The sequence below is a fragment of the Advenella sp. FME57 genome (assembly GCF_014897675.1).
GTDB lineage: Bacteria > Pseudomonadota > Gammaproteobacteria > Burkholderiales > Burkholderiaceae_B > Advenella.
On the sequence record NZ_JABUXU010000012.1, the window covers coordinates 66,066 to 89,510 of the forward strand.

Sequence of the window (23,445 nt, forward strand, 5' to 3'; positions counted from 1 at the left end):
TGGTTTTGATCTGACAGTCACCGATCCCGGGTCAAGTAACTGTCAGGTTTGGTCTGAATAAGTGTGAATGACTTATGATATTAAAGTCACCCGGGCGCGCTTTGATGATCTATCGGCGCATATTCCGTCTGGCATAACCAAAGCCCTATAACTAAACCCCTCAAACAAAGCCCCATCGTCGCGGCCCATAGGCCAGAAAGGACAATTGCCGTTCCTGGACCGATCACCGATTTTACGGCCTGATATGCGTAATCAAACCGCCGGTATACGACTACGGTATGCCTTCGGCATGCGCCAAGGTGGCCCCGCTGTCCAGGGGGTAAATGGGGCGGGACAGATGCCGGAACGGGAAAATGTCATAGTCTGAGCTGCAAACGCCCGGGCCGGCAATCAGGACGATATGTTTGGCGTCTTGTTCAAATCCAGCTCTGAAATGCTGGCGCGATTTAATCAGCACATATTTCTTGCTGAAAGGGTCAATGCCGGCGTGGGTAAATACGCCCACATCATAGGGTTCCTGGGGCTTTTCCGATACAAATATGGTCACGCCGTTGCTCTCCAGAACCACGGTGCGGCCCAGGCTGAGCCACATCCCGGTAAACATGGGGCCGGTAATCTGAAAATTGCCATCTGTAATATTGACGATTTTGCCGGTAATTCGAAGTGGCTGACCTTTGAGTTCGAGTTCGGGCATATCCGTTTTTCCGCCCAGATCGATCGTTACTGTTTCCCCAATTCCCGACTTAATGAGCGTATCCACTGCCTGTGGATCCCAGATCGGTCCGGCAACCACATCTGTCAGTTCCTGTTTCATGACTTCTTCCAGAACGGCCATGACATCTGTGACACCGCCCGCACCACAGTTGTCGCCATGATCGACAAGAATGACCGGGCCTTCTTCGAGCTGCTTTGCCTTGGCAATGGATGTTGACAGGGGCTCTACGTCATAGACAAAATCCTGTTTCCTGGACCATGCCATATTGCACAATTCATTGAGCAATAGCTGCGCCTGAGCAGTTTTGTTTTTTTCGGCAACGATCACCACTGATAGGCCCACATGGGGGATATCGGCCAGCGGGAATCCACCGAAAACAGACGCATTCAGCACCACGCCATCAGCCTCGGCCTGCATGGCCCGGTCCATGATGTCTTTCATGGGTTGACCCGACGGCGTTTGTTTGAGCATGTGTGTCAGCATTGGCAGACGGCGCCAGAGAATGGTAGTTTCCAATTGCTCAGACAGGATTCTTTTGAGCGTGCGCCCGGCTCTTTCCCCAGTCTCATAGATGTCTACATGAGGATAGGTGCAATAACCCGTAATCACAGTTGCATTACGAATGAGCGCCTCACTGAAGTTGGCATGAAAGTCCAGGGCAACAACGACCGGTACCTGTTCCGGCACCACCTGCCTGATACGGCGCAGCAATTCACCTTCGGCATCGGGGTACCCTTCGGCCACCATGGCGCCGTGCAGATCCAGCAATACTGCATCACAACCTTGTTTTACAGTAGCGATGACGGTATCGGCAATATGTTCAAACGCGGCTTTCTGTACGGTGCCACTGGGTACTGAGTTGGCAAGGATGGAGAAGGCCACTTCGGCGTCGAGTGAGGCGGCCAGATCCATATAGGCGGCGGCCGCGCTATTGGTGTTCTCACACAATTGTATTGCCTGTTGGCCATAGGCCGGGCCATCTGTTTTGGTTCCGCGACAGAACGAGTGCAGTTGCGTCTGGATCGGCGAAAAAGTATTTGTCTCGTGTCGGACCAATGCTACGACCACTTTCATGCTGTTACCCTGTTACGTGAGGTTGTTACTGTTTTTCCAGGCCGGAGGCTTCGACCAGTTTTTTGTACCGCTGGGTTTCTTCGAGAATGAACTTGCGGCTTTCGGCCGGCGGCGTCAATACGGGTTCATAGGCAAACAGATTCAATGCATCTGTAAAGTCCTTGTCGTGCTCGCCTTTTTTTATTGCCTGATACAGCTTTTCGATAATCTGGGGCGGCGTGCCGTTTTTTACTACTACCGAAAGATTCGATTTGACGGTCAGCGCTTTGGGATCGTCATAGGATTGTGTCTTAATGGAGGGGATTTTCTTCAACGGCTGCGACTGCAGCACTGCCAGCGGCTTGACTTTGCCACCCTCGTAATAGGACATGGAAGAGCCTGCGACATCGATATGAGCCGTAGTGACACCGCCGATCAGATCGGAGACAGCCGGTGGCGAGCCGCGGTATGGAATAATTTCAAAATCAAGCTTGTTTTCTTTTTTCCATTTATCCAGCGCCAGATAAGCCGAGCCGCCAATGGTGTTCACGCTGATGGAAGCCTTGTTCGGATTGTCAATCATGAACTTTTTCAGATCTTGCATTGAATTGAACGGGCTGTCTTTGTTTACGATAAGCCAGTGAGCGTAGGTATTGAGCACGGTAACGCTGGTGAAGTCCTTGTCGCCGTCATAGCGTGGCTCCTTCAATAGAAAGTTATTGATATTCAATGTGTTGTCGCTGGCCACGAACAAGGTGTAACCGTCGGCCTTATCCTTCATGACTGACAGCGCGGCCGGAATCGTGCCACCACCTGCAATATTTTCCACGACAGCGTTGTTGCCCAGGTTTTCAGACAGTTTCTTGGCAACCAGGCGCCCAAGAATGTCGGCCGAGCCGCCGGCCGGATAAGGAACAACGACGCGAAATGGTTTGGCATTTGGCCAGTCTGAATCGGCCGCGTGGGCCGGTACGCTGGTTAGCGCGACGAGGGTCACCGATGCGCAAAGCAATGATTTCATAATTTTCATTTTGTCTCCATTTGTGGAACGAATTATTTAATAAACTGGAATTTGTAGTTTAAATTCACCATTTAGATATGTCTAATATATAATTTATCTAATATCCATTTATTTTAAATATGGTAATCATGGACGAGCATCAGTTGCGCTGCTTTGTGACGGTGGTAGAAACCGGCAACCTGTCTAAGGCCGCCAGGCTTTTGAACATGACTCAACCGCCGCTGAGCATATTGATCCAGAAGCTAGAGCAGTCTCTGGACGTCGCGCTGTTTAACCGGCAGAAGAACCGGCTCGTATTGAGTGAGCCAGGCAGGCTTTTTTATATCAGGGCCAAAGACATTCTGGCCTCCTTCAAAACATTGCGGCATGACGTAAAGAATAATGCCGCGGGTACAGAAGGCAACGTATCCATCGGCTGCTCAACGGCGGCAAGTCTTTTCATCCTGCCACTTGTGATGCAGCGCATCCAACAGGAACGGCTCAATATCACGGTGAATGTTCGGGAAGGTGAAAGCTCCTATATTTTGAATGGCATACGCCGCAATGAGCTTGATGTAGGAATTATCAGGACCCGTTTTCAGTCAGAGGATCTGGTGGTGCGTACCCTGATTACAGAACCGCTGATGCTCACGGTTGCACAAGATCATCCCTTAGCAGCCCGGCAGGACGTGACGCTCGTGGATCTGGCGCAGGAGAACTTCCTTTTGCACTCGAGCACCGATAGCAATGGCATACGCGAGCATATTCTTGAAGCTTGCAGCACAGTGGGTTTCAATCCAAAGATTGTGTATTCTGGAAATGAGACCTTGCCCATGTTGATGATGATTGAGCGCGGCATTGGCATTGGTTTTGCGCCAAAAATGTTTGAAAAAGTCTTTACCGGCCACCGTGTGAAATTCATTGAATTGCTGCAGCCGAAACTGACCAGCCAATTGAATCTGGTGACAGTGAAGTCGCGTGCGGAGTCTGCTGTTACGACTCGGTTTTTGAAGATTGTGGCAGAGGTATTGGATGAGAAGTCAGCACGCTTGGGCAGCGTACCTGAAATGCCGCTACGAGCCATCCGCGAATAATGATGAAAGAGCTTTGCTGATATGTGTCGCGGCAGTGGGCAGGCTGCGGCGCGGTTCCTGCATGTGTGAATGGCAGATAATTCTGGACGGATCCGGGCGCGCTTTCGCTATTCGATCGCTGCTAGTCCGTCCACTTTTTCTGCTACCGCGTGAGCCGACACAATGAGATCGGTGACAATCCGGTCGTCTATGTTCAAATCACCTTCATATTCACCCAGGTTACGAATGCCATGACACTTGTCCAGTACCCGCCAGACTTCGGGCCCCAAGCCCAATGTGTGCGGTAGTAGCTGGAATACGATATATCGGTGCTCCGGTCTGTAGCCATGCCAGCGTAAAGCTGCCAGGCACAGGGAGTGTGCGGCGTTGTAGGCCAGGTCAAAGCGGCTTTCTATCGACAAAGATGTATTTTGGGCGTCGCGCAGGCGTGCGTGGCCCGAGCGCTTAAGGCCTTCGAATTCCCGACGGTCTGGCGGTTCAGCCTTGAGTACCTTGCCCGGACCGGTAAGTTTGTTAAACGGGGAGAGCATCATCGGCTCCGATAATCCAGATTTTGGGCTGAGCCAGGACGCGGGTCAGAAAGGACTCTTTTGCGGCCATTCTTTTTGCAAATTCAGCCTGCGTCAGAATCGTTGGATTGACGGGGCGGCCGATTGCGTGGCTGGCCTCTTCAAGTGCGGCGTAGGCCTCGCCATAGCTGATTGAATCGGAAAGCAGCATGAGATCGACATCGCTGGTCGCCGTGTCGGTTTTCTTGGCTATTGAGCCATATATAAATGCTGCCGCAATGTGTGGCGCCAGCGGAGCGAGTGCGTTGCGGATGGGTTCGGCCACCCCGATGGTTTTTTGTACGATGGCGCGCAGTTCGCCAAAAATGGGCGAATGCTGGTTTGCCTGATAGTGTTTCTGATTGCCTCTGCGTGTGGCCGTGACCAGCCCGCTGTCAGCCAGTGTGGCCAATTCGCGCTGTACGGCACCGGAGCCGCTGCTGGCCAGGTTGATGATTTCATTGGCATAAAAGCTACGGTCCGGCTGGCCAAACAGGATTCGCAGCACCTGTTGCTTGGTGCTGGAAAACAATGCATTCGCCAGACTGACTGACGGTCGAGACGATGATGTTGGAATACCCATATTGGGCATTATTATACCCAATATGGGTATTTTTGAAAAGCACTCATTGCCGACATACAGTTATCAGTCGCCCGCTATTTTGTCCAGTTCCCTGATTGCCTCTTCCGGAAGAGCAAGCTGGCCGGCGGTGAGATTTTCCTGTAAATGCGCGATCGATGAGGTGCCAGGAATAAGCAGGATATTGGGCGATCGTTGCAGCAACCAGGCGAGCGCCACCTGCATGGGGGTCGCGTTCAGGCGCGCCGCGACCTCAGAAAGCGTTGCAGACTGCAAAGGGGAGAAACCGCCCAGCGGGAAATAGGGGACGTAGGCAATATTGGCCTGAGCCAGATCGTCAATGAGTGCGTCGTCGTCACGATGCGCCAGGTTGTAGTGATTCTGCACGCACACAATGTCGCACATCTTGCGTCCTTCGGCGATCTGCGTTGGTGTCACGTTACTCAGGCCGATGTGGCGCACCAGACCTTGTTGCTGCAGCTCGGCCAGGGCCGCCAACGGCGCCTCAATTGACCCTTCGGCCAGGCCGTGGGGTGAGATCATGCAACGAAAGTTGACTACATCTAGCACATCCAGGCCGAGATTACGTAAATTATCATGAACGGCCTGTGTGAGGGCTTCGCGCGATAGGGCAGGATTCCATGAGGCATCGTCGCCGCGAACGGCGCCGATTTTGGTCACAATGACCAGATCGTCCAGATAGGGATACAAAGCTTCGCGAATAAGCTGATTGGTGATGTGCGGCCCATAGAAGTCACTGGTGTCTATATGGTTGACACCGCTTGCCACGGCGTGTTGCAACACGGCGATGGCTGCCTGGTGATCTTTGGGCGGGCCGAATACGCCGGGCCCGGCCAGTTGCATGGCGCCGTAACCAAGCCGCCTTACCTTGAGCTCGCCCAGCGTGTATGTGTTTGATTGTTCAGGAGAAGCCATGGTGGTTCCTTTAATGACAGTTAGCATAATTGATGCGGATATGTCACATATTAAGCTTTTAATATTGTTATGATAATCGGGTACAATCCATACAGTGTGTGCGGATTTACGCACAATGCGGAGGCGTGATGAAGGTTGATCCTGGGGATTTGAATGCATTTGTAGCGGTGGCGCGGGCAAAAGGGTTTCGCAGTGGCGCACGCAAGAGTGGCAGCAGCGCCTCGGCCTACAGCGAAGCGGTGCGTCGCCTGGAGGCGCAGCTTGGGGTCAGGTTGCTTAATCGAACGACGCGCAGTGTGGTGCCAACCGAGGCAGGGCAGAGTCTGCTCGCCCGACTTGGCCCGGTCCTGGCTGAAATGGAAGCGGCGCTCGATGTCGTTAATGTATTTCGGGAGCGACCTGCCGGTACGCTTAGACTCAATGTGCCGGTAAGTGCTTCGCGGCTGGTATTGGCTGATATCGTGCCGGGGTTTCTGGCGGCTTATCCAGATATTCAATTGGAAATATTTTCAGAGGAAAGCTTTGTCGATGTGATTGCAGCCGGATGCGATGCGGGCATCCGCTATGAAGAGCGCTTGGAGCAGGATATGATTGCGGTGCCTATCGGCCCACGAACTCAGCGTTTTGCTGCCGCCGCCGCACCCGCTTATCTTGAACGCTGCGGTCGCCCGAAGCATCCTCGTGATTTGCTTAACCACGCTTGTTTGCGCATGCGGTTTTCCAGCGGTTCAATGCCGCCATGGGAATTCGAACGTGAGGGTGAGAAGTTGCGGGTGGATCCAACCGGACCGCTCATCGTACAGGCAGGTGGCGGCACGGATCTGGCCGTGGATGCCGCGATCGCCGGTAGCGGGATTGTTTTTCTTTTCGAAGACTGGTTGCGACCACATCTGCAAAGTGGTGCGCTGGTGCCGGTACTCAAGTCGTGGTGGGTGAGCTTTTCGGGGCCATTTCTGTACTATCCGGGACGCAGGCTGGTGCCCGCTCCGCTTCGCGCATTCATTGATTTTGTTAAAACCGATAGTGAGCAACGGTGACTGCCCCAAGCACTGGAGGGGTGCCTGCCCACACGAGATGATCAGGAGGCGCTTCGTAGAAGGCTTTGCCGCGGAGCGGGGGACTGGCGCTTTATTTGCACAGGCCGCAGAGCAACAGTGCAGATGACGGCGTATGCAAATTAGCCGACTAGCCAGTTGCAGAACACTTCTGTAATAACGGTAAAAAATTCGGGAAGAGATGCCAGTGCATCGTCTTCCCGAATGGATATCACGATTCGAATATTGCTTATTCTATAAATTATTTTGCATTCAATGCTGCAGCAATCTGATCAATATTCTGTTGCATGGATGTCAGGCCGGCGCTGCCCATGATGTACCAGTTGTATGGATCCAGATAGACGATGCGGTTGTTTTTCGCGGCTGCGGTGTCACGGATGACGGAATTTTCCAGCACCTCGCGGGCTGGCTTACTCTGCTTGCCGGTGGCCGCATTGCGATCAATCACGAATAGCCAGTCTGGATTAGCATTGGCAATGTCGTCCAGTTTGACCGGGTGGCGATCTTTTGCCGAGAGGTTCTTCACTGCGTCGTTGGGAGCAAAACCGAAAACATCATAGATCATGCCAAAGCGAGAGCCTGGGCCAAATGCGCTTGTTTTTTCGCCAACCGCAAGAATGAGCATGGCGTTACCCGCTGTCGCCGCCTTGCCTTGCAGGCCCGCAACAGCCTCATTGAGTTTTTTCAAGGCAGCCTGGGCTTCGGGTTCTTTTTTGTAAATGGCAGCCAGCGTCTGTGTATTGCGTTCGATGCTCTTGAGAGGCGCCTGCGTATCCACGCTCAAGTCCAGCGTTGGTGCAAGTTTGGACATATCATCAAATTTGGCACGCGAGCGACCACCGACGATGATCAGATCCGGCGATACCTTGTTAACGGCGTCCTGGTCGGGTTCAAACAGCGTACCCACCTTGGGCATGCTGTCAGCGTTATATGTAGAAAGTGAATCCGGGAAGCGGGATTTGGGAACGCCTGCCGCCTGCACGCCCAATATCTGCATGATGTCCAGCGTAGGCAGATCGAATACGACTGTTTTTGCCGGTTGCAATTTGACTGTGGCCTGTCCTTTTGCATGTTGTACCGTCACCTCGTCAGTCTGAGCCATGGCCTGGCCTGCCAGTGATGCCATACCAATGGCCAGTGCTGTTTGCACCCTGCTCAGCCATTTTTTTGTTTGTCGCGTAGTTTTCATCTGTGATGCCTTTGTTATGATGAACCGCAACGGCGCCGCTGCGATTGTGATTTCAATCAGAATTTGACGTTCATGCCTAGCCAGTAGCGGCGGCCATCTTCCACGTAACCATAATCGTCATAGCGGACCTGCTTGTCGAAGATGTTGTAGATGCCTGCATACACGGTGACGTTTTTATTGACGTCATAAGAGCCCCCGAGGTCCACGTAAGTCGCGGACGGCGCCATGGTGGTACTGGCCGAGATGCCCTGGGTCGGATCACTTTCCTTGCCCCGGTAAGTCACTTTCATCCAGCCATTGAGTTGTTCTGTCGGTTTCCAGTCCAGCCCGAGATTGAACATATGTTCGGGCATTTGATTCAGCGGTTTGCCGGCATACTGGCCGCTTTTCTGCTTGGAATAGGTATAGGTGTAGCTGGATGTCAGCGACAGCTTCTCGCTCAGCGGTGCTGTCAGGGTTGCCTCCACTCCACGGGTGATGGCATCGTCCACGTTCACATAGGTGGTGGCCGAGCGTCCCTGTGCATTTACCGGTCCGCACTCCGGGCAGGGCACGCGGGTGATTTTGTCGGTGAACTCGTTGTCGAACAGGGTGATGCCCGCCATCAGGCCGCTATCATCGTTATAGATCAGCCCAATCTCTTTGGTCAGGGTTTTTTCCGGTTTCAGGTCAGGATTACCATACATATTGCCGCCACGGCTGGAAGCGCCCCAGTCTGGCAATGTTTGTCGTAGAGATGGCGCACGAAAGCCTGTGGAAACGCCGCCCTTGACCGTCCAGTTGTCGTTCAGATGCCAAACGCCATACAGCCTGGGGCTCCAGTGGATTCCGGAAGTTTTCTCGTTGTCCATACGCAGCCCGCCAGTCAGGGCAAACGAGTCGGTGATCTGCCATTCATCTTCCACAAAAAAGGCATATTGCCAGCGGTCTACGGTAGACCGGTCGGACATTTTGTTGGTGGTCGTGTCTTTGAGATCTTCCAGGCTATAGAAGGCGCCGACCGTGGCGATGTGACGCTCAAACAGCGGCATGCTCCATTTGGTGCTGGCTGTTGTGTTGCGGATGGTCATCTCCCGAGCCAGATTCTCGGTTTCTTCGCGCTGAATATAGGTATTCGAGGTGCCAAAAGACCAGCGTCCGTCATGGGTTAAAGAAAAATGCTTGCGGTCGAATCGGCGGCGGCTTTCCTCTTCGGTACGCGCCAGGGTTTTGCCCGGCGTTGAACGATAATCCTGCCTGGAGGCACCCGCTTCGAGCACAATATCGTGATCGCGATTGGGCGTCAGGGCCAGTTTGGCTGTCACACCGTGATTGGTGTGGCGGTTATAGCCCTCTTCGATGTCGTCCTCGCTGCGATGCGAGTAGATGCCATAAAGACTGAAGCCGAGCAGGTCCTCTTTGATAGGGCCGGCAATATAAAAATTACCCTGGAAATTGTTGCCAGAGGCCGAATGCTGCTGCAGGATTGAATCGAGCCGGATCGAGCCTCCCCATTTTTTTGGGATCTTGCGCGTAATTACGTTCACCACACCGCCCATCGCGTCCGAGCCATAAAGCGAGGACATGGGGCCGCGCACCACTTCGATGCGCTCGATGGCCTCCAGCGGCGGAACCCAGCTCTGGTCGGTACCGGTGCTGCCATTGGTCTGGGTTTCGCGCGTGCTCATGCGCTTGCCATCTACCAGAAGCAAGGTGTAATTGGCGCTCATGCCGCGCAGGGTTATGTCAGATGTGTTGTTGTCCGAGGGCGTCATGATGACACCAGGAACGTCGCGCAGCGCATCGGTCAGGTCGCGATAGGCGCCTTTTTCCAGCTTTTCGCGTGGAATTACGCTGATTGAGGCCGGGGCATCAATGATGTCCTGTTCAAAACCACTGGCTGTAACCACAATGGGATTCAGTGACGCAACGCCTGTGTCGTCGCTCGTCGCCTGTGCGTAGGCCACTTGAAACAGGGTAGCGCCCAGATTAAGTGCACATAATGCAGCAATCTGGCGAGCAGGGGTATTACGAGCCGGTTCTCGTTTTGATACCGGAGTAACAGGCAACATCAGAAAATTTCCTCTCTGGAATGATAGAATGAGACGTATTCTCTATATGAAGTTCTAAATGAGAATTATTAGCTATTAGATATTGTCAGCTGTTCTTCAGCAATGTTCTTTCCATAACTTTTGATATCTTTGCACTTCTTGACATACACTTCGCCCGCCAGGCATGACATATGTGATGAGAGGGGCAACCACACCAAACATGCGCACTGAAAAGCCGAATGCGCTGCGGGTTCTCTTGATTGAAAACGACGTGGCGCTGTCCAAAATGCTTTGTGAATATCTGGAATCCCAGGGATATTGCGTTCTACTGGCGCATTCGGCCTACCAGGCCGACAGGTTGATGCGGCGGCGGCGCCATCACCTTGCTGTGCTGGACGCAGATATACAGGATGTTGCCAGTCTGGAGTGGCTCAAGGGATATCGCCAGCAATCGAACAATCCCCTGATTTTGCTGACCGGCCCGGATACTGATTGCGTGATCGGCCTGGAATCGGGTGCCGATGATTGTCTTGCCAAACCGCTGTGCATGGCCGAATTGAAGGCGCGCATGCATGCCCTGTTAAGACGCCACGGAACCGATGAGGTACGGCCGCCGTCATCACCTCCATTGCGTCACTTCCAGCATAGCGGTTCATATCGCGCTGCATCTTATCGTAGCGTTTCGTATCGTGGCTCACGGTTGGATGAACCCGTCACGTTCGGGTCTGCCGATGCAAACGTCGGCGGGGTACTTGTCGCCGGCCCGCTTTCGCTGAATCCGGCCACCGGTGTGACCACGCTGCATGGCAGCACGATTGTCCTGACCGGCGCGGAACAACGTATTCTTGAAGTGCTGATGCGTTCTGCCGGTCGCGTGGTTCAGCGGCACAATATCGGTGCGTTCGCACTGGGCCGCGTCCCTTCATCTTATGATCGCAGCATAGACACGCATATCAGCAGCCTGCGCAGAAAGTTGGGGGCTAGCGCACAAAGCTCCACGCTTCTTATTCGAAATCTGCGGGGGCAGGGTTACCTGCTGACCATCGAAGAAGCAGGGGCCGATATAGGCGGCTCCGCCGCCTGATTAACGCAACGATCTTGTAGTGATTTTGTCATACCGCCGCGCACGGCGGTATCATATGATAGATTCTTCACTGGACAGGAAAAAGTGTGCCAGCCGGGGCACCAGCCATACAAAGGTCGTTTATGCTCAGACTCATGTTGCTTCGCCACGCAAAATCCAACTCGATTCCTGGTGTTGCAGACTTGCAGCGCCCCCTTGCCGAACGTGGATACCGTGAAGCCGAACTTGTCGGACAGTATCTGGTGGCGCAGCAGCTAAAGCCTGAACTGGCCATCGTATCGAGCGCCACGCGTACGCAACAAACCTGGACCCATCTATCGGCCGCATTCGATACGCCGGTAAAGAAAATAACAGAAGAGCGTATTTACGAAGCGTCGGTAGACAATATTGTTCATGTCATACGTAATATTGAGCCAGGGCCGCGCGTGGTGCTGGTGATTGGACATAATCCCGGACTGTACCTTACGACACAATATTTGTCGGGCGAGGGAGATGGGGATGCCCTGGAGCGATTGGAAATGGGGTTTCCGCCGGCATCGTTGACGGTGATGGATTTTGACGTGGAAGCGTGGGAATTGGTTGGGGAGCGTGGTGGGAGGCTGCTGCGGTTTGAAACGCCGGGGACGATGGTGGTGGGGTAGCGACCACACGCTAAATTATCACGATAGTGTCAGGTTCAACGCTTGGTTGTTATTCGTTGAACAGAATCAGGGCGATCGGTATACTAAACGTGGCTTTACCGGTAAAGAGCCGATTCATTAATTTTGAGATCAACACTCATGCAGGGTAATCCATTTTCTTCTGTATCTATGCTCATTGCTGTTTGTATTGCGCTGCTCGCACAAATTGCAACATTAGTGTTGGCAGCCTATATCTACTTCAAGCCTCTGTCCTACGAATATTTTGATTATCTTCCCTGGTTGCAATTATCACTCATTCCGTGTGGCGTACTATGCATACGAATGTCAAGAGAACAGAATCGCCAATTAGAGCGCATAATACAGTACGGTGTTGATGGGAGGGCAAAAGTGCTGACCATCGAACCACTTGGGGCCGGAGATGAAGTAATGCAATATTATACCTTCACGGTAAAAGCTGATTTTCAAAGTGAAAAAATTGAAATCGTGGATGCTATTACGATTGAAACCTATAAGGATATATCAGCAATGGATGTGGTGCCTATCCGATATATCCCCAACACCTGCGAAGTAATCATTCTCTTCGATCATTTAAACCAGCAAAAAAATTAAGCGGCTAGACACAAATTCTTAAATTGGATGCTGGGAATCGCGTCAAAAACAATGACATTTCTTCTGTTACTTTTCTCAATTCCAGACAGACGGACTGATGGCTTGTTTTTAAGTTTATAGGTGTTTGAGTAGTTGGCCAAATGTCCCGTTTTACTCATAAAAATTTGTGATGCGATGCCACCTGCAACGCCAGGTTGATCACCAAAAGAAATGGCTTTTTTCGTACCTTTATTATGCACCGGAGCGCAGCAAAATAGGATTCGGAAGCATGGGTTGGGTGCCAGCAGATGGGTGCCAAAATTCGGGTATGGAATAGGTAGCATGGTGGGCGGTGTCTTGCAGAAGTCCGGAAAACCAATAAATCCGCCACCGAGTGATGTAATGTTATACATAAATTATCCTTTAAAAATACGGGTTCGTGTGTCTTACACTGTGTAACTCGGCGCGTCTTAGTGCAACATCGTCTGTATTTCCTGGAAAGCCTATTGCACGACCGGTAGCTCCATGCGCTCGAATATGAGTTCGATTGGCATCTTGAAAGTTAGCATTTTCTATAATGGCGTAATCAAAATTGGCATACGCCAAATTACAACTTGTGAAGACGGTGCCTTCACAGCGAGAGCGTTCGAATATGGAATATTCCAAGTTGGATCGACTGAAATCAGTATTGGTAAGTATCGCCTCAGACCAGACCGTCTTATTCAGCTGAGCGCCCTGACAGGACGCGTTGGTGAGCGTCGCCTGAGTAAATACGGTCTCTTCTGCATATAGGCCGTCCATTTGTGCGTCTGAAAGCACGCATTGGGCAAACACCGAGCCTTTAACGTTTGCACCGGTAAAGTTGGCTCCTTGGAGTTGGCCTTCTGAAAACTGGCAAGCAACAAGTCGTTTGTTTGAGAAGTCCATCTCCCGCATGTCGCAGTCAATCAACATAACCTGATTAAACAATTCACTCTCTAGGTTTGTCTGTCTTAGATCTATTTCATAAAAAATAATCTTGTCGAGATCTGCTCCGATGAATGAAAAACCAGAGAGATCTGCTTCATGAAAAACACATCTGACGGCTTCACTCTTGCTCAGAAGTCCATTGCAAAAAATTACCTTTTGGAAGACAGTGTCTTCGATTTTGCAGTTCTCTAACTTTGCCTGTGTCATGTCGGATTCATTGAATATACTGTCTATGAGGGTACATGATGAGAGCAGTGTTCCTGAGAGCGTGGACGTCAGGAATGAGCCGTCACTCAGATCGCTCGAAGTAAATTTGGCGCCTGTAAAATTGCAATTTGAAAATGTCACCTCTCTCATATCGCAATTGATAAAGTGGCAGCCCGAGAAATCCACCTTGTCAAATGTCATACCGGACAGGTCAACGCCGTCTATTTTCAAGCCCGCAAAAACTTCGTCGGAACATGGAGAGCTATCTTTGATATACCGCTGAAATATGTCCTCATTCATTTGCAAATAACCTGAATAGGTGTTGTTCGTTCTCTCTATAAACAGGATACAACTCCAGTTGATCCTTATATGCGCCGCTTAGTCTAGTGTCACCATCAATGTGTACTTTAGAAACATTGGTGCGAAACAGGGTCGCCCCTTCAAAATTAACCCCTGATAAATTGGCTTTTTCCAGAGATGCTTCGATCAAGTTTGCATTTTTGAACGAGCTTCCGGTTAAGTCTGTTTTGTGAAATATGGCGTCTCGTGCGATTACATGATCAAAGTTACTATAGGTTACTCGGGATTTTGAAAAATCTGATTCGGATATATCACTATAGGTAAACGTATTTTCTATTATTGTCATGTTTATGAAAGTACATTCTTTCAAACGACTGCCGACAAATTTACACCTGATGAGCTGTGTATCATCTTCTATCAAGAGGTTGTCCAGGTGGCTTTTGAGAAATTCACAACTCTTCATATCACTTGTGGTAATTGAAGCGTCCTTTAGAGTCGAGGACTCGAAAATAGTATTCTCCAAATGGCAGTCTAATAAGGCCCATTTTTCGATCTGGCATAGATAGAATAAAACATTTTTTAGCAAGAAATTAGAGGACATACATGTTTCAAAGCGACATTCCCTATATGTTGAATCAGCAGAATCAAGATAATCACTCAGTATGTTCACGAATTTTGAACGCGTCACACTAGAGTTGGAAATGGATACTTTCATTAGTTCAGTGCTGTCGAAATTACAGTCTTCCAATTTGGAGTGGGTTATGACGGATTCGGCAAGATTGGCGCGTGTGAAATTTACAGATTTCATTGTCACACGATTGAATCTGGATCGCACCAGGACAGCCTCGCTAAAATCTGCATCCGTAATGTTCGCATTCTCAAAATTAGCACTTTCTAAAAAGGATCCGGAGAAATCAGCGCCTTGTAAATCAAGATGACTTAAATCGGCCCCTGTAAAATCAAGACATGCTAAGGGTTCATTTTGCTGATAACGTCTTATGATCTCTGCGCGCAACATCAAGCTTTTTTGAGGTTTCAGCGGTGCGACGGTTTGCTGATAGTGTGCTGAATAGAGATATGATTTTCTGAGAGACTCTTTGATCTCTTCGGAATCATTCTTCTTGGGCGAAGTCGTTTGCGTGTCAGGCCACCACATATTGCTTGAATGCTCTATTTGGTCAACAAAATCCAAATCAGGCGGGCCCGAGCGAGCTACTTTCCACGTTTTCAGATCTACATTTTCCAGATTTTGCAGTTCTGCAATATAGCGATCGATTTCAGGTTCCTCTCTTTCCCGCATTAGCGCTATAGTCTGCAACTTCGCGTCTTCGGCGATTTTTTCCCAACGATCAGGATTGTCATCTATGTCCATTGGGTTTTCTGGAGGTCCCACAAACTCTGGGATGAGAGCCTGATAGTCAAGGCCATTTTGGTCGAACCAGGCCTTGGTCTGAGCATGTTGCTGCTGCATATACATATCTAGTCGACGGCCCAATCTATTTTTATCGACTGCTGGGTCCGTATGCTCAAGTGAGCGCATCAAGGATGCAGGGATCAGCTCTTCGTCTTTGTCCAGATGATACATTGCCTCTTTAGGGTCAATCCTCCATCTGAGCACCTGTTCGTAATAATCTACGCTTCTTGGCTCGTCTGTGGTTTCAATGGCAGCCATGGCCATTTCAACATCATCCGCTTCAGAGTCCAAAATGTCCATGGAACCATGAAACATCATGATATAAGATTTGGTATCCGGTAGAAGCCAAAGCGTCGATGCCTGCATGTTTTCAACATCTCTGATATATTGCTGATTTTTTTCATTTCGGGCCAGTACCGTAACTCTAGCCTGTAGATTTGCGATCGAGTCTTCCCAGCATGGCGTATCTGTATTCATGTTCCAGATTCGAAACGCGTCACCCAGTGGTAACTGCTCTAGATGTGTCCACTGTTGGTCATCGGCAGCCATGTTGAATATCGTTGGATCCATGTCTGGAAGAAAGCCGGGGAAATCATATTTATACCAAGTGTCGCTGTAGGTGCCTTGTTTATTTATCCTTTGTGGATGAGTCAAGCCGATAGGTCCAAAGGAAGCAGGGGGCGGGCGATCAGATTTGCTCTGGATTGGGTGTAATGGATCTTCAATGTTTGGCAGGGAAATTGTTTTAATGCCGTTGATGACTTGCTCATCTATGCCTTTTCCTTCAGGATTATCGGCAAACTGCTGCCCTCCGAATGCATGGCTCCAATCGAGGGGCATGCCAGTGAACGTTTTTGGTGCGGTAGGGGAATTGTTGATCCAGAATCTGTCTCCGGTGACTTTTAGTGTTTTTTCAAGAGTTCCAACTTGTACCTTTACCATGCATTGTGTTTTATTGTCCTGATGATCTGTATAGGCGGTGCCACTGATCAGATACTCTGGATGGGCCTTTGGCATAACCTGATCCAATACGCCTCCGCTGTCGAGTATGGGTAATATATCTGACCATATTTTCTGATCCCAACCAAGAAACTGGCCGTGACGGTCACGACAAACATAAACATATACGCCGAACGCCAGTTTGGTTTGCCCACGCCACTGGAATGGCCTTGTTAAGAGGCCAGCACGAAATGGTTTAATAATTTTCATGAATTTAGGTTTCTGTTCTCTGGCCTTTGATACATTTTACATATAACGCCTGTAATTTTTTGTACCCTTCTCCTTTGTGAAATCCATTCTTTCGTGTTTTTTTCGCGACACTACCGATTTGAACTTGAAATACACCTAAATGAAGTCTTGTTTTCGAAGGGAGCAGGAAATGGCGCCCTCTATTATAGGTTGACGACGAGAAATTCAGATAGACCGCCGATACGTTCATACTGTATCCATACAGAGCAAAATTGAACGGTGAATGTGCTGTTTTGCTGAAATAAAGATAGATATCAAGTCCTACAATTTTCACGATATTCGTATATTTTTCAAATATCTCAGGTGCGTTGCATGTAATCTGGCTGTCAGTGAGCCAGCTCAATGTATTGTGATGAGTATGAGTAGACGCTGAGTTGACCGTCTTTTCCAGGTCGTTTTTGTAATTAAACGTTGCGTCCTTGACGTACACATCTGTCGTGTCTTTTATAAAAAGCGCCATGGTTGCTTACCATAAAACGGTTAAGCCGGAATAGCTATAACCCTTATTGTTTTCATTGCGTTCACGCGTTTCGCATTTTTCTTTATTTAAAACATAAACATCAACAGCCCAAAGGAAGTAAGGGTAAGTAGCTTTGCCGTTGGTGGCTTTAAAAGGTGAAGGATTAACAAATAATCCATATGCTAGCGTATAGAGGCCGGCTACCTCAGTTTTCCTCGTTCGAGCATGTGTCGCGGTGATATTGGCACTCGAAATATTGCTTGCTGCTGCGCCAAAGTTGGCGACACCAAGTGAAAATGAGTGGTTGCATTGTCTCGTGAGGGTATCGCCGTTACGAGTGAAAGTTTGGTCGTCTATTGTGAAAGTTTGTCCGCTAGCATCGATCAGTAGGCCATTTTTATAAGTCAAGGTAGACGTGCCATTTACCGTCACGTTTTCTTTTTGTTCAAAAGTGGTAGTGACGTCAGCTTCGTATTTGTTTTCAAATGTCCCCTTATAGAATGCCATTATTCTTCCCCTTCAAGAAACGTTTGATTTGTTAGATTTAACATGTTCCGATTTGACAGTGACCATACGGATACCGCTCGACCTGGTTTTTTTTCCAGTTTTGGTTTTTTCTACCTCAGTAAACCCAGATAGCGATCCAACTGTATACAAGACCTGGATTGGGTTCGCGTTAATCCAAAGGGCGACACCGTTACTGGTTACTATCGAGCCTGATGCCCAAGCCATCCAAAGGGCTTTCACCATGAAAAAACCGAATACATTTACATTTGAGCCATAAATGGACATACTTAAATGATCGGCTTTCGAGTCATGAGAGTTGTCGAAATCCCAGCTCGCTACTTTTGCTGTGTCGAGTAAGGTTTTAGCGCGTATTTCGAGCTTGCCTGAGTTAATGTTCAGAGTCATTCCGCTTTTGTAATTCTGTGTGGACTCTCCGATGACAGTTTTAGTTTCTTTCCCGTTAATAACGTTGTATGTTGCTTTTAATTTGTAAATATCGGTGTAGGTGCCTTGATAACGAGCCATATCACGCCTTTATTTCGGACAGCATAATGTAAGGGGCGTTGGCAAAGTGGGTCCGCACGGTCCTTCAGGGGCTTCCGGCGAGTTTGCTGGGCAGGCATCTGCCGTCCATTCTCCGTGCACCACGAGGTTTACGTTTCCTTTGATTTCTATGTTAGCGTTGCCGTCAATGAAATATGACATTGCCTTCATTTTTACAAATGTGTCGTCTGTGCGCTCCAGGTGGTAGGCCGCCTGTTTCTCTCTCACGGTATCCGATGTGATGTGTCGGTCTTTATACTTCTCTTTCGTTACCTCATTAACGGTCTGCTGTAGTCCTTTCTCATAAAGGATTTTCGTATTACCGTCTACCTGGTCATGGCGGTCTTGATCCACTTTTTTGTGTTCGCTCCCTTTAATATGGGTATGTGAGCTCCCGCCAATACATGCTCGCAGATCAGCGCCGATATCCATATCCAACTGTGCCAGACATTTGGTGATCATGTTCATTTGCGATCTCAGCGCGACAAGTTCAGCGCCCAACGTGTCGTCGAAATACATTAAGTTAGTGGTACTGGTATCGCCAAATACCGACTGGCTCCTGAAGCCGCTAATAGAGGCGCTCCCCGGCAATTCCACCGGCGGCATATTATTGGCGTTATAAACCCGTCCCAATACAATAGGCCTGTCCGGGCACCCGCCGATAAAGTCGACGACAACTTCATCCTTGATCCGGGGCAGTTGCAGACCGCCAAAGCCGCCGCCGGCCCATGGGCTGGATACGCGAACCCAGCAGGAGCTATTTTCATTTTTCTTGCCGTAGCGATCCCAATGGAACTGCACTTTGATACGACCGTACTTGTCTGTCCAGATTTCCTCTCCTTCAGGACCCACTACGCGCGCAGTTTGCGGTCCGTGAGTGCGAGGAATCTGCGTGATGCGGGGCGCACGATACTGGATAGAGGCGGGCAGGGCGATAAAGGATTCTTCATAGAAATCCTCTGAATTGGTGCCGGTGGCATAGCCTGCAACGCTCATCCGGTAATTGACCGAGACCACCAGGTATTCCTTGTTCTCTGTAGATCTGGGGTGGTTCCTCAGGTTGAAGGTAAAGCCGGCAGCAATGCCGCGGGCATTGGCAATGCCCCGTACCTGTTCCTGAATGCTTTGCAGTTCCTGCAGCCGTACGCGAGAATATTGCTCGCCATGATCGGGCTCTTGAAAGCCTCCCTGCCATTCAAACATTTCCAGATTGCCGTTTTGCGATCCGCCGGCACGCTTCGATACGGAATCCAGGCTTGCGCCAGGTTTGGTGAAATCATAATCAGTGGTTGCGTAACCGTCTGGTGTGATCTGGGCGACCACTTCCCACATGGAAACGTATTCTTCCTGGGGCTTGCCCAGGCGATCCGGACCGTAATAGGGGATAGAGTCGTATCCCGGCGTGGCCTTGTGCGACGAAATGTCGTCTGTCATCACCAGGGTGTGCTGGCCGTTTTCATGCTTGAAGTAATAGTAAATACCTTCATGTTCCATGAGACGACTGATAAACGCAAAATCCGTCTCCTGGTACTGAACGCAATATTCCCAGTTGCGGTAGGAGCCGCTAAGTTTCATTTCAAATGGGTATCCGTATTCGCCCAGGACTTCCTTGATGACATCCGGCACGCTTTTTTGCTGGAAGATCTTATTGTCGGAGGTCTGGGTCAGGTACCAAAGCCAGGGTCGTACGGTCGCCTTATAGATGTAATAGCGGGAGGTGGCGTTTTCGCGGCCTATCAGCTCAAATCGCGTGACCTGGCCATTCAGAAATCGGGATCCCGCCAGTGTTTCAATTTCAAGCGTGAGCGGTTTGCCAAGCAGGGTCTTGAGGTCCAGACTGTAATTGTCGGCAACCAGTTCGACGTCGAAATCAAATAGTTGCGAGAGGCCTTCGGAGCCGTTCATCTGGCGAAAGCCCAGGCTGCCTCCGAGTGGCGTGTGTGCAACAATGGAGCGAAACTGGATCGAATTTGGAATATCCACGAATATGTCCTTAGGTAAAAGGATGCGTGCGTTGCCGGAAAAATATTGGAATGTTGTTTATTTACAGATGGTTAATGGTATTTTTGAGTATTGTTTCATTAACATTACTTCTCAATCGAATGTACGCAATCCGGATATAAATTACAACTGGCGTATCTACCATATACGTAACAAAACATTATTATTTCCGTAGCATTAATGTAATTTGTTTCATTTGCTAATTATAAAATTGGCACCATGTTTTGCTCAGGCTGCCCACCTATATCGCCCGGTAAGTCTGGGGGCGAACAAAGGTCGAGTCGTTCCTGGCTAGTGAGCGAAACTGATTTTACTGATTGACCCGATGGGGTGTATCCGGCAATTCAAGGCTTGTGAGTCACATAACAAAATGGTGATATTTCACTGTGGTGGAGTTGACATCCGTGCTCCACAAATGCAATTGTGCACTCCATCATGCTGTGGGCAGCCTTGTATGTTCTTTTAGACATGTCCGGATGCGCGCAAGTCGTCCAGGGCTGGAGCAACGGTTGTCATGTGCATCACACATTGCCGGCTGCTGTTGCTGCAGGTCCTTATTGGTTCGGCCGCTGACCTGGCCGTACGCTCACTTGTTCGTCGGCTCTGCGGCATCAAACAGCGCTGTGGCTGTTGTGATAAACTGGCAGGCTACTGAATGTGCCCTGCCTGCTCGCTTTCTTGCGCTCAAGCATGCGGCCGTTGCATCGTCCACGCGAATGAAATCGGCTGTTACTGTGTGAGCCAATCGCAGATAATGCGTGGCCAAAACAATACATAATGCGTCTCTTTTATTCTTCTCTCGTATTCATATCCGTTCTGATCGCCTGGTTTGCCGTCTCCAATCTTGGGTTGGTTAGCACATTTCTGCTACCTTCTCCCCAACGGGTCTGGTCTACTTTTATCACGCTCTTTTCCAATGGCAAGCTCGCCCAGCATATTGGCGTGTCGCTGGGACGGGTTGGCGCAGGGTATGCGATCGCCGTATTGCTGGCTTTGGTGATCAGTCTGGCGATGATCAACTGGAAGACGCTGGCTCGCGTGCTGGATCCGCCGATGGAGTTCGTGCGTCAGATTCCGCCTCTGGCACTGATGCCGCTTTTAATGCTCTGGCTGGGTATCGGTGAAACGCAAAAAATCGGTATTATTATTCTGGCGTGCTTTTTCCCCATCTTCCTCAGTTTCCGTGGCGGCTTTGCGCAAGTTGACCCCAAACTGCTTGATGTCGGCCGCGCCGCCGGTTTCAGCCGCCTGCAGTTGATGTGCCGAATCGCCATCCCGGCCGCGTTGCCGGCGATGTTTGTTGGTTTGCGTGTAGGCCTGGGCTACGGCTGGCGGGCAGTGGTCGGCGCGGAGCTGATTGCTTCAGCTGCTGGCCTGGGCTATATGATTCTTGACGCCCAGGACCTGGCGCGGACCGATATTGTGCTGGTGGGCGTTCTGGTCATTGGCATTATCGGACTGTTGGCCGATCACGGGCTCAAGGCGCTGGTGCGGTGGCGTTTTCCATGGCTGCGCCAGGAAATGGAGCTGCCTCATGCCTGAGCTGCGCAATATTCGTCATGGCTATCGTTTGCCCGACGGTACGCGCCGGGAAGTTTTACAGGGCATTGATCTGAAGCTGACTAAAGGCGGGTTTTATGTTCTGCTAGGCCGCTCCGGCTGCGGCAAATCAACGCTGTTGCGCCTGATGGCAGGGTTGGAAACGCCCAATTCCGGTCAGTTCGAACATACCGGCGAATCGGTGGGTGTGGTTTTTCAGGAACCGCGGCTGATGCCCTGGCTTACGGTGGCGCAAAACGCCGGTTTTCTCCTGCAATCGAAGCTGGCGCGTGCCGAAATAGACTTGCGGGTCAACCGGGCATTGAAAATGGTCGGTCTTCTTGATGTTCGTGATGCCTGGCCGAACCAGTTGTCGGGCGGGATGGCGCAGCGCGTGGCCATCGCCCGGGCGCTGGTGGTGCAGCCCGCGCTTTTGCTGATGGACGAGCCCTTTGGTGCGCTGGACGCATTTACGCGCAAGCAGATGCAGGATGACCTGATCAGGATCTGGCGCGAACTGGGGCAAACCATTGTGTTCGTCACGCATGATCTGGAGGAGGCCGTTCGCCTGGGTCAGACCATTCTGGTGATTGATCAGGGCCGCTTCACCCTGCGCCTGGATCTGGATACCGCATACCCTCGCACCGGGGCTGAGCCCGCGATCAATACCGCCCGTCAACATCTGCTTGACCGGCTGTTCGCCTGTCCCAATTCAAACTCTTAAGGAATTCTTATGAATAAACGCACTTTTGTGCTGGCTACCGCACTGGCCGCGAGCATGCTTGCTTCTGGCGTTAGCTTTGCAGAAACGACAAAAGCCGCTGTCTCCTACGTGACGGCGCCTTTTAACGTTCCGTCAATTGTCATGCGCGAAAAAGGCTATCTGGACGAGGCCTTTGCCGCCCATGGTGTGAAACTGAGCCATCCGGAGATTACTTCTGGTGCGGCGCAGACTCAGGCGCTTGCCGCCGGCGAGCTGCAGATAGCCTCGGTACTGGGTGGAACCTCTGCGATTCTGGCCAACGCCAATGGCGCGGATGTTGTGGTCATGGGCGCTTATGCCCGTGCGCCCAAAGCGTACTTCGTCATGGCGGCGGCCAATGGCCCGGCCGATATCAAGTCGCTTAAGGGTAAAAAGGTGGCCGGGCCCAAGGGAACGGTGCTCAATCAATTGTTGGTGGCAGCACTGGCGGCCGAAAAAATGACCCTGGATGATATCGAATATATCAATATGGATCTGCCAACCGCACGTGCGGCTCTGCTTGCTGGTCGTGTTGATGCAGTTACGCTGGCGGGCGCCAATGCCACGCAGGTCGAGGCCGCCGGCGGTCATATCATTGTCAATGGCCAAGGGCTGATCGCACCGACGACGGTCATTGGCGCCAGTCGCGACTTTGCCAAGGCCAATCCGCAATTGCTCAAGGCCTATTTCCAGGCTCATCTGAAAGCGCTCGATTTTATGCGTGAGCAACCGGAAGAGGCACTGGCCATTGCTGCCAAAGACCAGGACATCAGTCTTGACGAAGCGCGCAAGCAATATGCGCTTTATGATTTTGATCCCAAAATGACCGAGGCGGATGTTGCCAATCTTGAGGCCGACCAGGCATTCATGATTTCTGCGGGTATGTTGGAAGCGTCCAGCAAGATTGATATTCGCAAGGATCTGATCCTGCCATCAGCGTTTGACATCAAATAAAAAATGAGGCGGGTGGCAGACGCTACCCGTTTCGCTTGCGGGTAAAGA

Annotated in this window: 21 protein-coding genes; 8 read left to right on the plus strand and 13 right to left on the minus strand. The window is 50.7% G+C overall.

What is annotated here, in order from left to right; genetic code table 11:
- Nucleotides 1-271: 271 nt before the first annotated feature.
- Both INT32_RS14745 and INT32_RS14750 read right to left on the minus strand, forming a co-directional pair.
- On the minus strand, nucleotides 272-1,789 hold the full coding sequence (locus tag INT32_RS14745; protein WP_193089502.1) for a M81 family metallopeptidase: 1,518 nt from the start codon (nucleotides 1,787-1,789) through the stop codon (nucleotides 272-274).
- Nucleotides 1,790-1,814: 25 nt separating this feature from the next.
- Nucleotides 1,815-2,798: a tripartite tricarboxylate transporter substrate binding protein gene (locus INT32_RS14750; protein ID WP_193089503.1), complete on the minus strand. Its 984-nt coding sequence runs from the start codon at nucleotides 2,796-2,798 to the stop codon at nucleotides 1,815-1,817.
- A gap of 119 nt (nucleotides 2,799-2,917) precedes the next feature.
- On the opposite strand from INT32_RS14750, the gene INT32_RS14755 reads away from it, so the two are divergent.
- Nucleotides 2,918-3,862 carry a LysR family transcriptional regulator gene (locus INT32_RS14755; RefSeq protein ID WP_193089504.1) on the plus strand — a complete coding sequence of 315 codons (945 nt, stop codon included), beginning with the start codon at nucleotides 2,918-2,920 and terminating at the stop codon, nucleotides 3,860-3,862.
- A gap of 107 nt (nucleotides 3,863-3,969) precedes the next feature.
- On the opposite strand, the gene INT32_RS14760 is transcribed toward INT32_RS14755, so the two are convergent.
- From INT32_RS14760 to INT32_RS14770, 3 genes are read right to left on the minus strand one after another with little or no spacing between them, the layout of a single operon-like run.
- Nucleotides 3,970-4,392, minus strand: a complete 423-nt coding sequence (locus INT32_RS14760; RefSeq protein WP_193089505.1) for a hypothetical protein — start codon at nucleotides 4,390-4,392, stop codon at nucleotides 3,970-3,972.
- Nucleotides 4,376-5,002 carry a nucleotidyltransferase domain-containing protein gene (locus INT32_RS14765; RefSeq protein ID WP_193089506.1) on the minus strand — a complete coding sequence of 209 codons (627 nt, stop codon included), beginning with the start codon at nucleotides 5,000-5,002 and terminating at the stop codon, nucleotides 4,376-4,378. Before INT32_RS14765 ends, INT32_RS14760 begins: the two co-directional genes overlap by 17 nt.
- Nucleotides 5,003-5,056: 54 nt before the next feature.
- Nucleotides 5,057-5,926 (minus strand): aldo/keto reductase family oxidoreductase, encoded by an 870-nt coding sequence (locus tag INT32_RS14770; RefSeq protein WP_193089507.1) that lies wholly within the window; start codon nucleotides 5,924-5,926, stop codon nucleotides 5,057-5,059.
- A 128-nt stretch (nucleotides 5,927-6,054) separates the two neighbouring features.
- On the opposite strand from INT32_RS14770, the gene INT32_RS14775 reads away from it, so the two are divergent.
- Nucleotides 6,055-6,963: a LysR family transcriptional regulator gene (locus INT32_RS14775; protein ID WP_193089508.1), complete on the plus strand. Its 909-nt coding sequence runs from the start codon at nucleotides 6,055-6,057 to the stop codon at nucleotides 6,961-6,963.
- Between the two features lie 259 nt (nucleotides 6,964-7,222).
- On the opposite strand, the gene INT32_RS14780 is transcribed toward INT32_RS14775, so the two are convergent.
- Complete coding sequence (locus INT32_RS14780) at nucleotides 7,223-8,170, minus strand: siderophore ABC transporter substrate-binding protein (RefSeq protein ID WP_193089509.1); 948 nt, start codon at nucleotides 8,168-8,170, stop codon at nucleotides 7,223-7,225.
- 56 nt (nucleotides 8,171-8,226) lie between these two features.
- On the minus strand, nucleotides 8,227-10,221 hold the full coding sequence (locus INT32_RS14785; protein ID WP_193089510.1) for a ligand-gated channel protein: 1,995 nt from the start codon (nucleotides 10,219-10,221) through the stop codon (nucleotides 8,227-8,229).
- A gap of 199 nt (nucleotides 10,222-10,420) precedes the next feature.
- Between INT32_RS14785 and INT32_RS14790 the strand changes: the two genes are divergently transcribed.
- The 3 genes from INT32_RS14790 to INT32_RS14800 all read left to right on the plus strand — a co-directional run bounded on the left by INT32_RS14790 (nucleotide 10,421) and on the right by INT32_RS14800 (nucleotide 12,534).
- A complete protein-coding gene (locus tag INT32_RS14790) occupies nucleotides 10,421-11,284 on the plus strand; it encodes a response regulator transcription factor (RefSeq protein ID WP_193089511.1) in 864 nt (287 codons plus the stop codon).
- A gap of 122 nt (nucleotides 11,285-11,406) precedes the next feature.
- Nucleotides 11,407-11,925: a histidine phosphatase family protein gene (locus tag INT32_RS14795; protein WP_193089512.1), complete on the plus strand. Its 519-nt coding sequence runs from the start codon at nucleotides 11,407-11,409 to the stop codon at nucleotides 11,923-11,925.
- Nucleotides 11,926-12,063: 138 nt separating this feature from the next.
- Complete coding sequence (locus INT32_RS14800) at nucleotides 12,064-12,534, plus strand: hypothetical protein (RefSeq protein ID WP_193089513.1); 471 nt, start codon at nucleotides 12,064-12,066, stop codon at nucleotides 12,532-12,534.
- On the opposite strand, the gene INT32_RS14805 is transcribed toward INT32_RS14800, so the two are convergent.
- From INT32_RS14805 to INT32_RS14830, 6 genes are all read right to left on the minus strand, one after another.
- The gene (locus INT32_RS14805; protein WP_014752147.1) at nucleotides 12,531-12,926 is read right to left on the minus strand and encodes a DUF4150 domain-containing protein; all 396 of its coding nucleotides are present in this window, start codon (nucleotides 12,924-12,926) and stop codon (nucleotides 12,531-12,533) included. The two genes, INT32_RS14800 and INT32_RS14805, sit on opposite strands and share 4 nt — an antisense overlap.
- A gap of 10 nt (nucleotides 12,927-12,936) precedes the next feature.
- The gene (locus INT32_RS14810; RefSeq protein WP_193089514.1) at nucleotides 12,937-13,989 is read right to left on the minus strand and encodes a pentapeptide repeat-containing protein; all 1,053 of its coding nucleotides are present in this window, start codon (nucleotides 13,987-13,989) and stop codon (nucleotides 12,937-12,939) included.
- Nucleotides 13,982-16,612, minus strand: coding sequence for a DUF2169 domain-containing protein (locus INT32_RS14815; RefSeq protein WP_193089515.1), 2,631 nt, complete (start codon nucleotides 16,610-16,612; stop codon nucleotides 13,982-13,984). Before INT32_RS14815 ends, INT32_RS14810 begins: the two co-directional genes overlap by 8 nt.
- Before the next feature lie 505 nt (nucleotides 16,613-17,117).
- The gene (locus INT32_RS14820) at nucleotides 17,118-17,618 is read right to left on the minus strand and encodes a hypothetical protein (protein ID WP_193089516.1); all 501 of its coding nucleotides are present in this window, start codon (nucleotides 17,616-17,618) and stop codon (nucleotides 17,118-17,120) included.
- A gap of 12 nt (nucleotides 17,619-17,630) precedes the next feature.
- Entirely contained in the window at nucleotides 17,631-18,143 is a 513-nt protein-coding gene (locus tag INT32_RS14825; RefSeq protein WP_193089517.1) for a hypothetical protein, read from the minus strand.
- Between the two features lie 9 nt (nucleotides 18,144-18,152).
- On the minus strand, nucleotides 18,153-20,144 hold the full coding sequence (locus INT32_RS14830) for a type VI secretion system tip protein TssI/VgrG (RefSeq protein ID WP_193089518.1): 1,992 nt from the start codon (nucleotides 20,142-20,144) through the stop codon (nucleotides 18,153-18,155).
- A gap of 795 nt (nucleotides 20,145-20,939) precedes the next feature.
- Between INT32_RS14830 and INT32_RS14835 the strand changes: the two genes are divergently transcribed.
- Genes INT32_RS14835 through INT32_RS14845 form a run of 3 tightly spaced genes read left to right on the plus strand, consistent with a single transcriptional unit; the run spans nucleotide 20,940 to nucleotide 23,397 of the window.
- Nucleotides 20,940-21,704 (plus strand): ABC transporter permease, encoded by a 765-nt coding sequence (locus tag INT32_RS14835; protein WP_193089519.1) that lies wholly within the window; start codon nucleotides 20,940-20,942, stop codon nucleotides 21,702-21,704.
- Nucleotides 21,697-22,425, plus strand: a complete 729-nt coding sequence (locus tag INT32_RS14840) for an ABC transporter ATP-binding protein (protein ID WP_193089520.1) — start codon at nucleotides 21,697-21,699, stop codon at nucleotides 22,423-22,425. The genes INT32_RS14835 and INT32_RS14840 overlap by 8 nt, the downstream gene beginning before the upstream one ends.
- A 9-nt stretch (nucleotides 22,426-22,434) precedes the next feature.
- On the plus strand, nucleotides 22,435-23,397 hold the full coding sequence (locus tag INT32_RS14845; protein ID WP_193089521.1) for an ABC transporter substrate-binding protein: 963 nt from the start codon (nucleotides 22,435-22,437) through the stop codon (nucleotides 23,395-23,397).
- Nucleotides 23,398-23,445: the final 48 nt, after the last annotated feature.

What these genes read in the sequence shown, in the direction of transcription:
- INT32_RS14745 (WP_193089502.1), bottom strand. Translation starts at nt 1,789, where the DNA reads ATGAAAGTGGTCGTAGCATTGGTCCGACACGAGACAAATACTTTTTCG.
- INT32_RS14750 (WP_193089503.1), bottom strand. Translation starts at nt 2,798, where the DNA reads ATGAAAATTATGAAATCATTGCTTTGCGCATCGGTGACCCTCGTCGCG.
- INT32_RS14755 (WP_193089504.1), top strand. Translation starts at nt 2,918, where the DNA reads ATGGACGAGCATCAGTTGCGCTGCTTTGTGACGGTGGTAGAAACCGGC.
- INT32_RS14760 (WP_193089505.1), bottom strand. Translation starts at nt 4,392, where the DNA reads ATGCTCTCCCCGTTTAACAAACTTACCGGTCCGGGCAAGGTACTCAAG.
- INT32_RS14765 (WP_193089506.1), bottom strand. Translation starts at nt 5,002, where the DNA reads ATGCCCAATATGGGTATTCCAACATCATCGTCTCGACCGTCAGTCAGT.
- INT32_RS14770 (WP_193089507.1), bottom strand. Translation starts at nt 5,926, where the DNA reads ATGGCTTCTCCTGAACAATCAAACACATACACGCTGGGCGAGCTCAAG.
- INT32_RS14775 (WP_193089508.1), top strand. Translation starts at nt 6,055, where the DNA reads ATGAAGGTTGATCCTGGGGATTTGAATGCATTTGTAGCGGTGGCGCGG.
- INT32_RS14780 (WP_193089509.1), bottom strand. Translation starts at nt 8,170, where the DNA reads ATGAAAACTACGCGACAAACAAAAAAATGGCTGAGCAGGGTGCAAACA.
- INT32_RS14785 (WP_193089510.1), bottom strand. Translation starts at nt 10,221, where the DNA reads ATGTTGCCTGTTACTCCGGTATCAAAACGAGAACCGGCTCGTAATACC.
- INT32_RS14790 (WP_193089511.1), top strand. Translation starts at nt 10,421, where the DNA reads ATGCGCACTGAAAAGCCGAATGCGCTGCGGGTTCTCTTGATTGAAAAC.
- INT32_RS14795 (WP_193089512.1), top strand. Translation starts at nt 11,407, where the DNA reads ATGCTCAGACTCATGTTGCTTCGCCACGCAAAATCCAACTCGATTCCT.
- INT32_RS14800 (WP_193089513.1), top strand. Translation starts at nt 12,064, where the DNA reads ATGCAGGGTAATCCATTTTCTTCTGTATCTATGCTCATTGCTGTTTGT.
- INT32_RS14805 (WP_014752147.1), bottom strand. Translation starts at nt 12,926, where the DNA reads ATGTATAACATTACATCACTCGGTGGCGGATTTATTGGTTTTCCGGAC.
- INT32_RS14810 (WP_193089514.1), bottom strand. Translation starts at nt 13,989, where the DNA reads ATGAATGAGGACATATTTCAGCGGTATATCAAAGATAGCTCTCCATGT.
- INT32_RS14815 (WP_193089515.1), bottom strand. Translation starts at nt 16,612, where the DNA reads ATGAAAATTATTAAACCATTTCGTGCTGGCCTCTTAACAAGGCCATTC.
- INT32_RS14820 (WP_193089516.1), bottom strand. Translation starts at nt 17,618, where the DNA reads ATGGCATTCTATAAGGGGACATTTGAAAACAAATACGAAGCTGACGTC.
- INT32_RS14825 (WP_193089517.1), bottom strand. Translation starts at nt 18,143, where the DNA reads ATGGCTCGTTATCAAGGCACCTACACCGATATTTACAAATTAAAAGCA.
- INT32_RS14835 (WP_193089519.1), top strand. Translation starts at nt 20,940, where the DNA reads ATGCGTCTCTTTTATTCTTCTCTCGTATTCATATCCGTTCTGATCGCC.
- INT32_RS14840 (WP_193089520.1), top strand. Translation starts at nt 21,697, where the DNA reads ATGCCTGAGCTGCGCAATATTCGTCATGGCTATCGTTTGCCCGACGGT.
- INT32_RS14845 (WP_193089521.1), top strand. Translation starts at nt 22,435, where the DNA reads ATGAATAAACGCACTTTTGTGCTGGCTACCGCACTGGCCGCGAGCATG.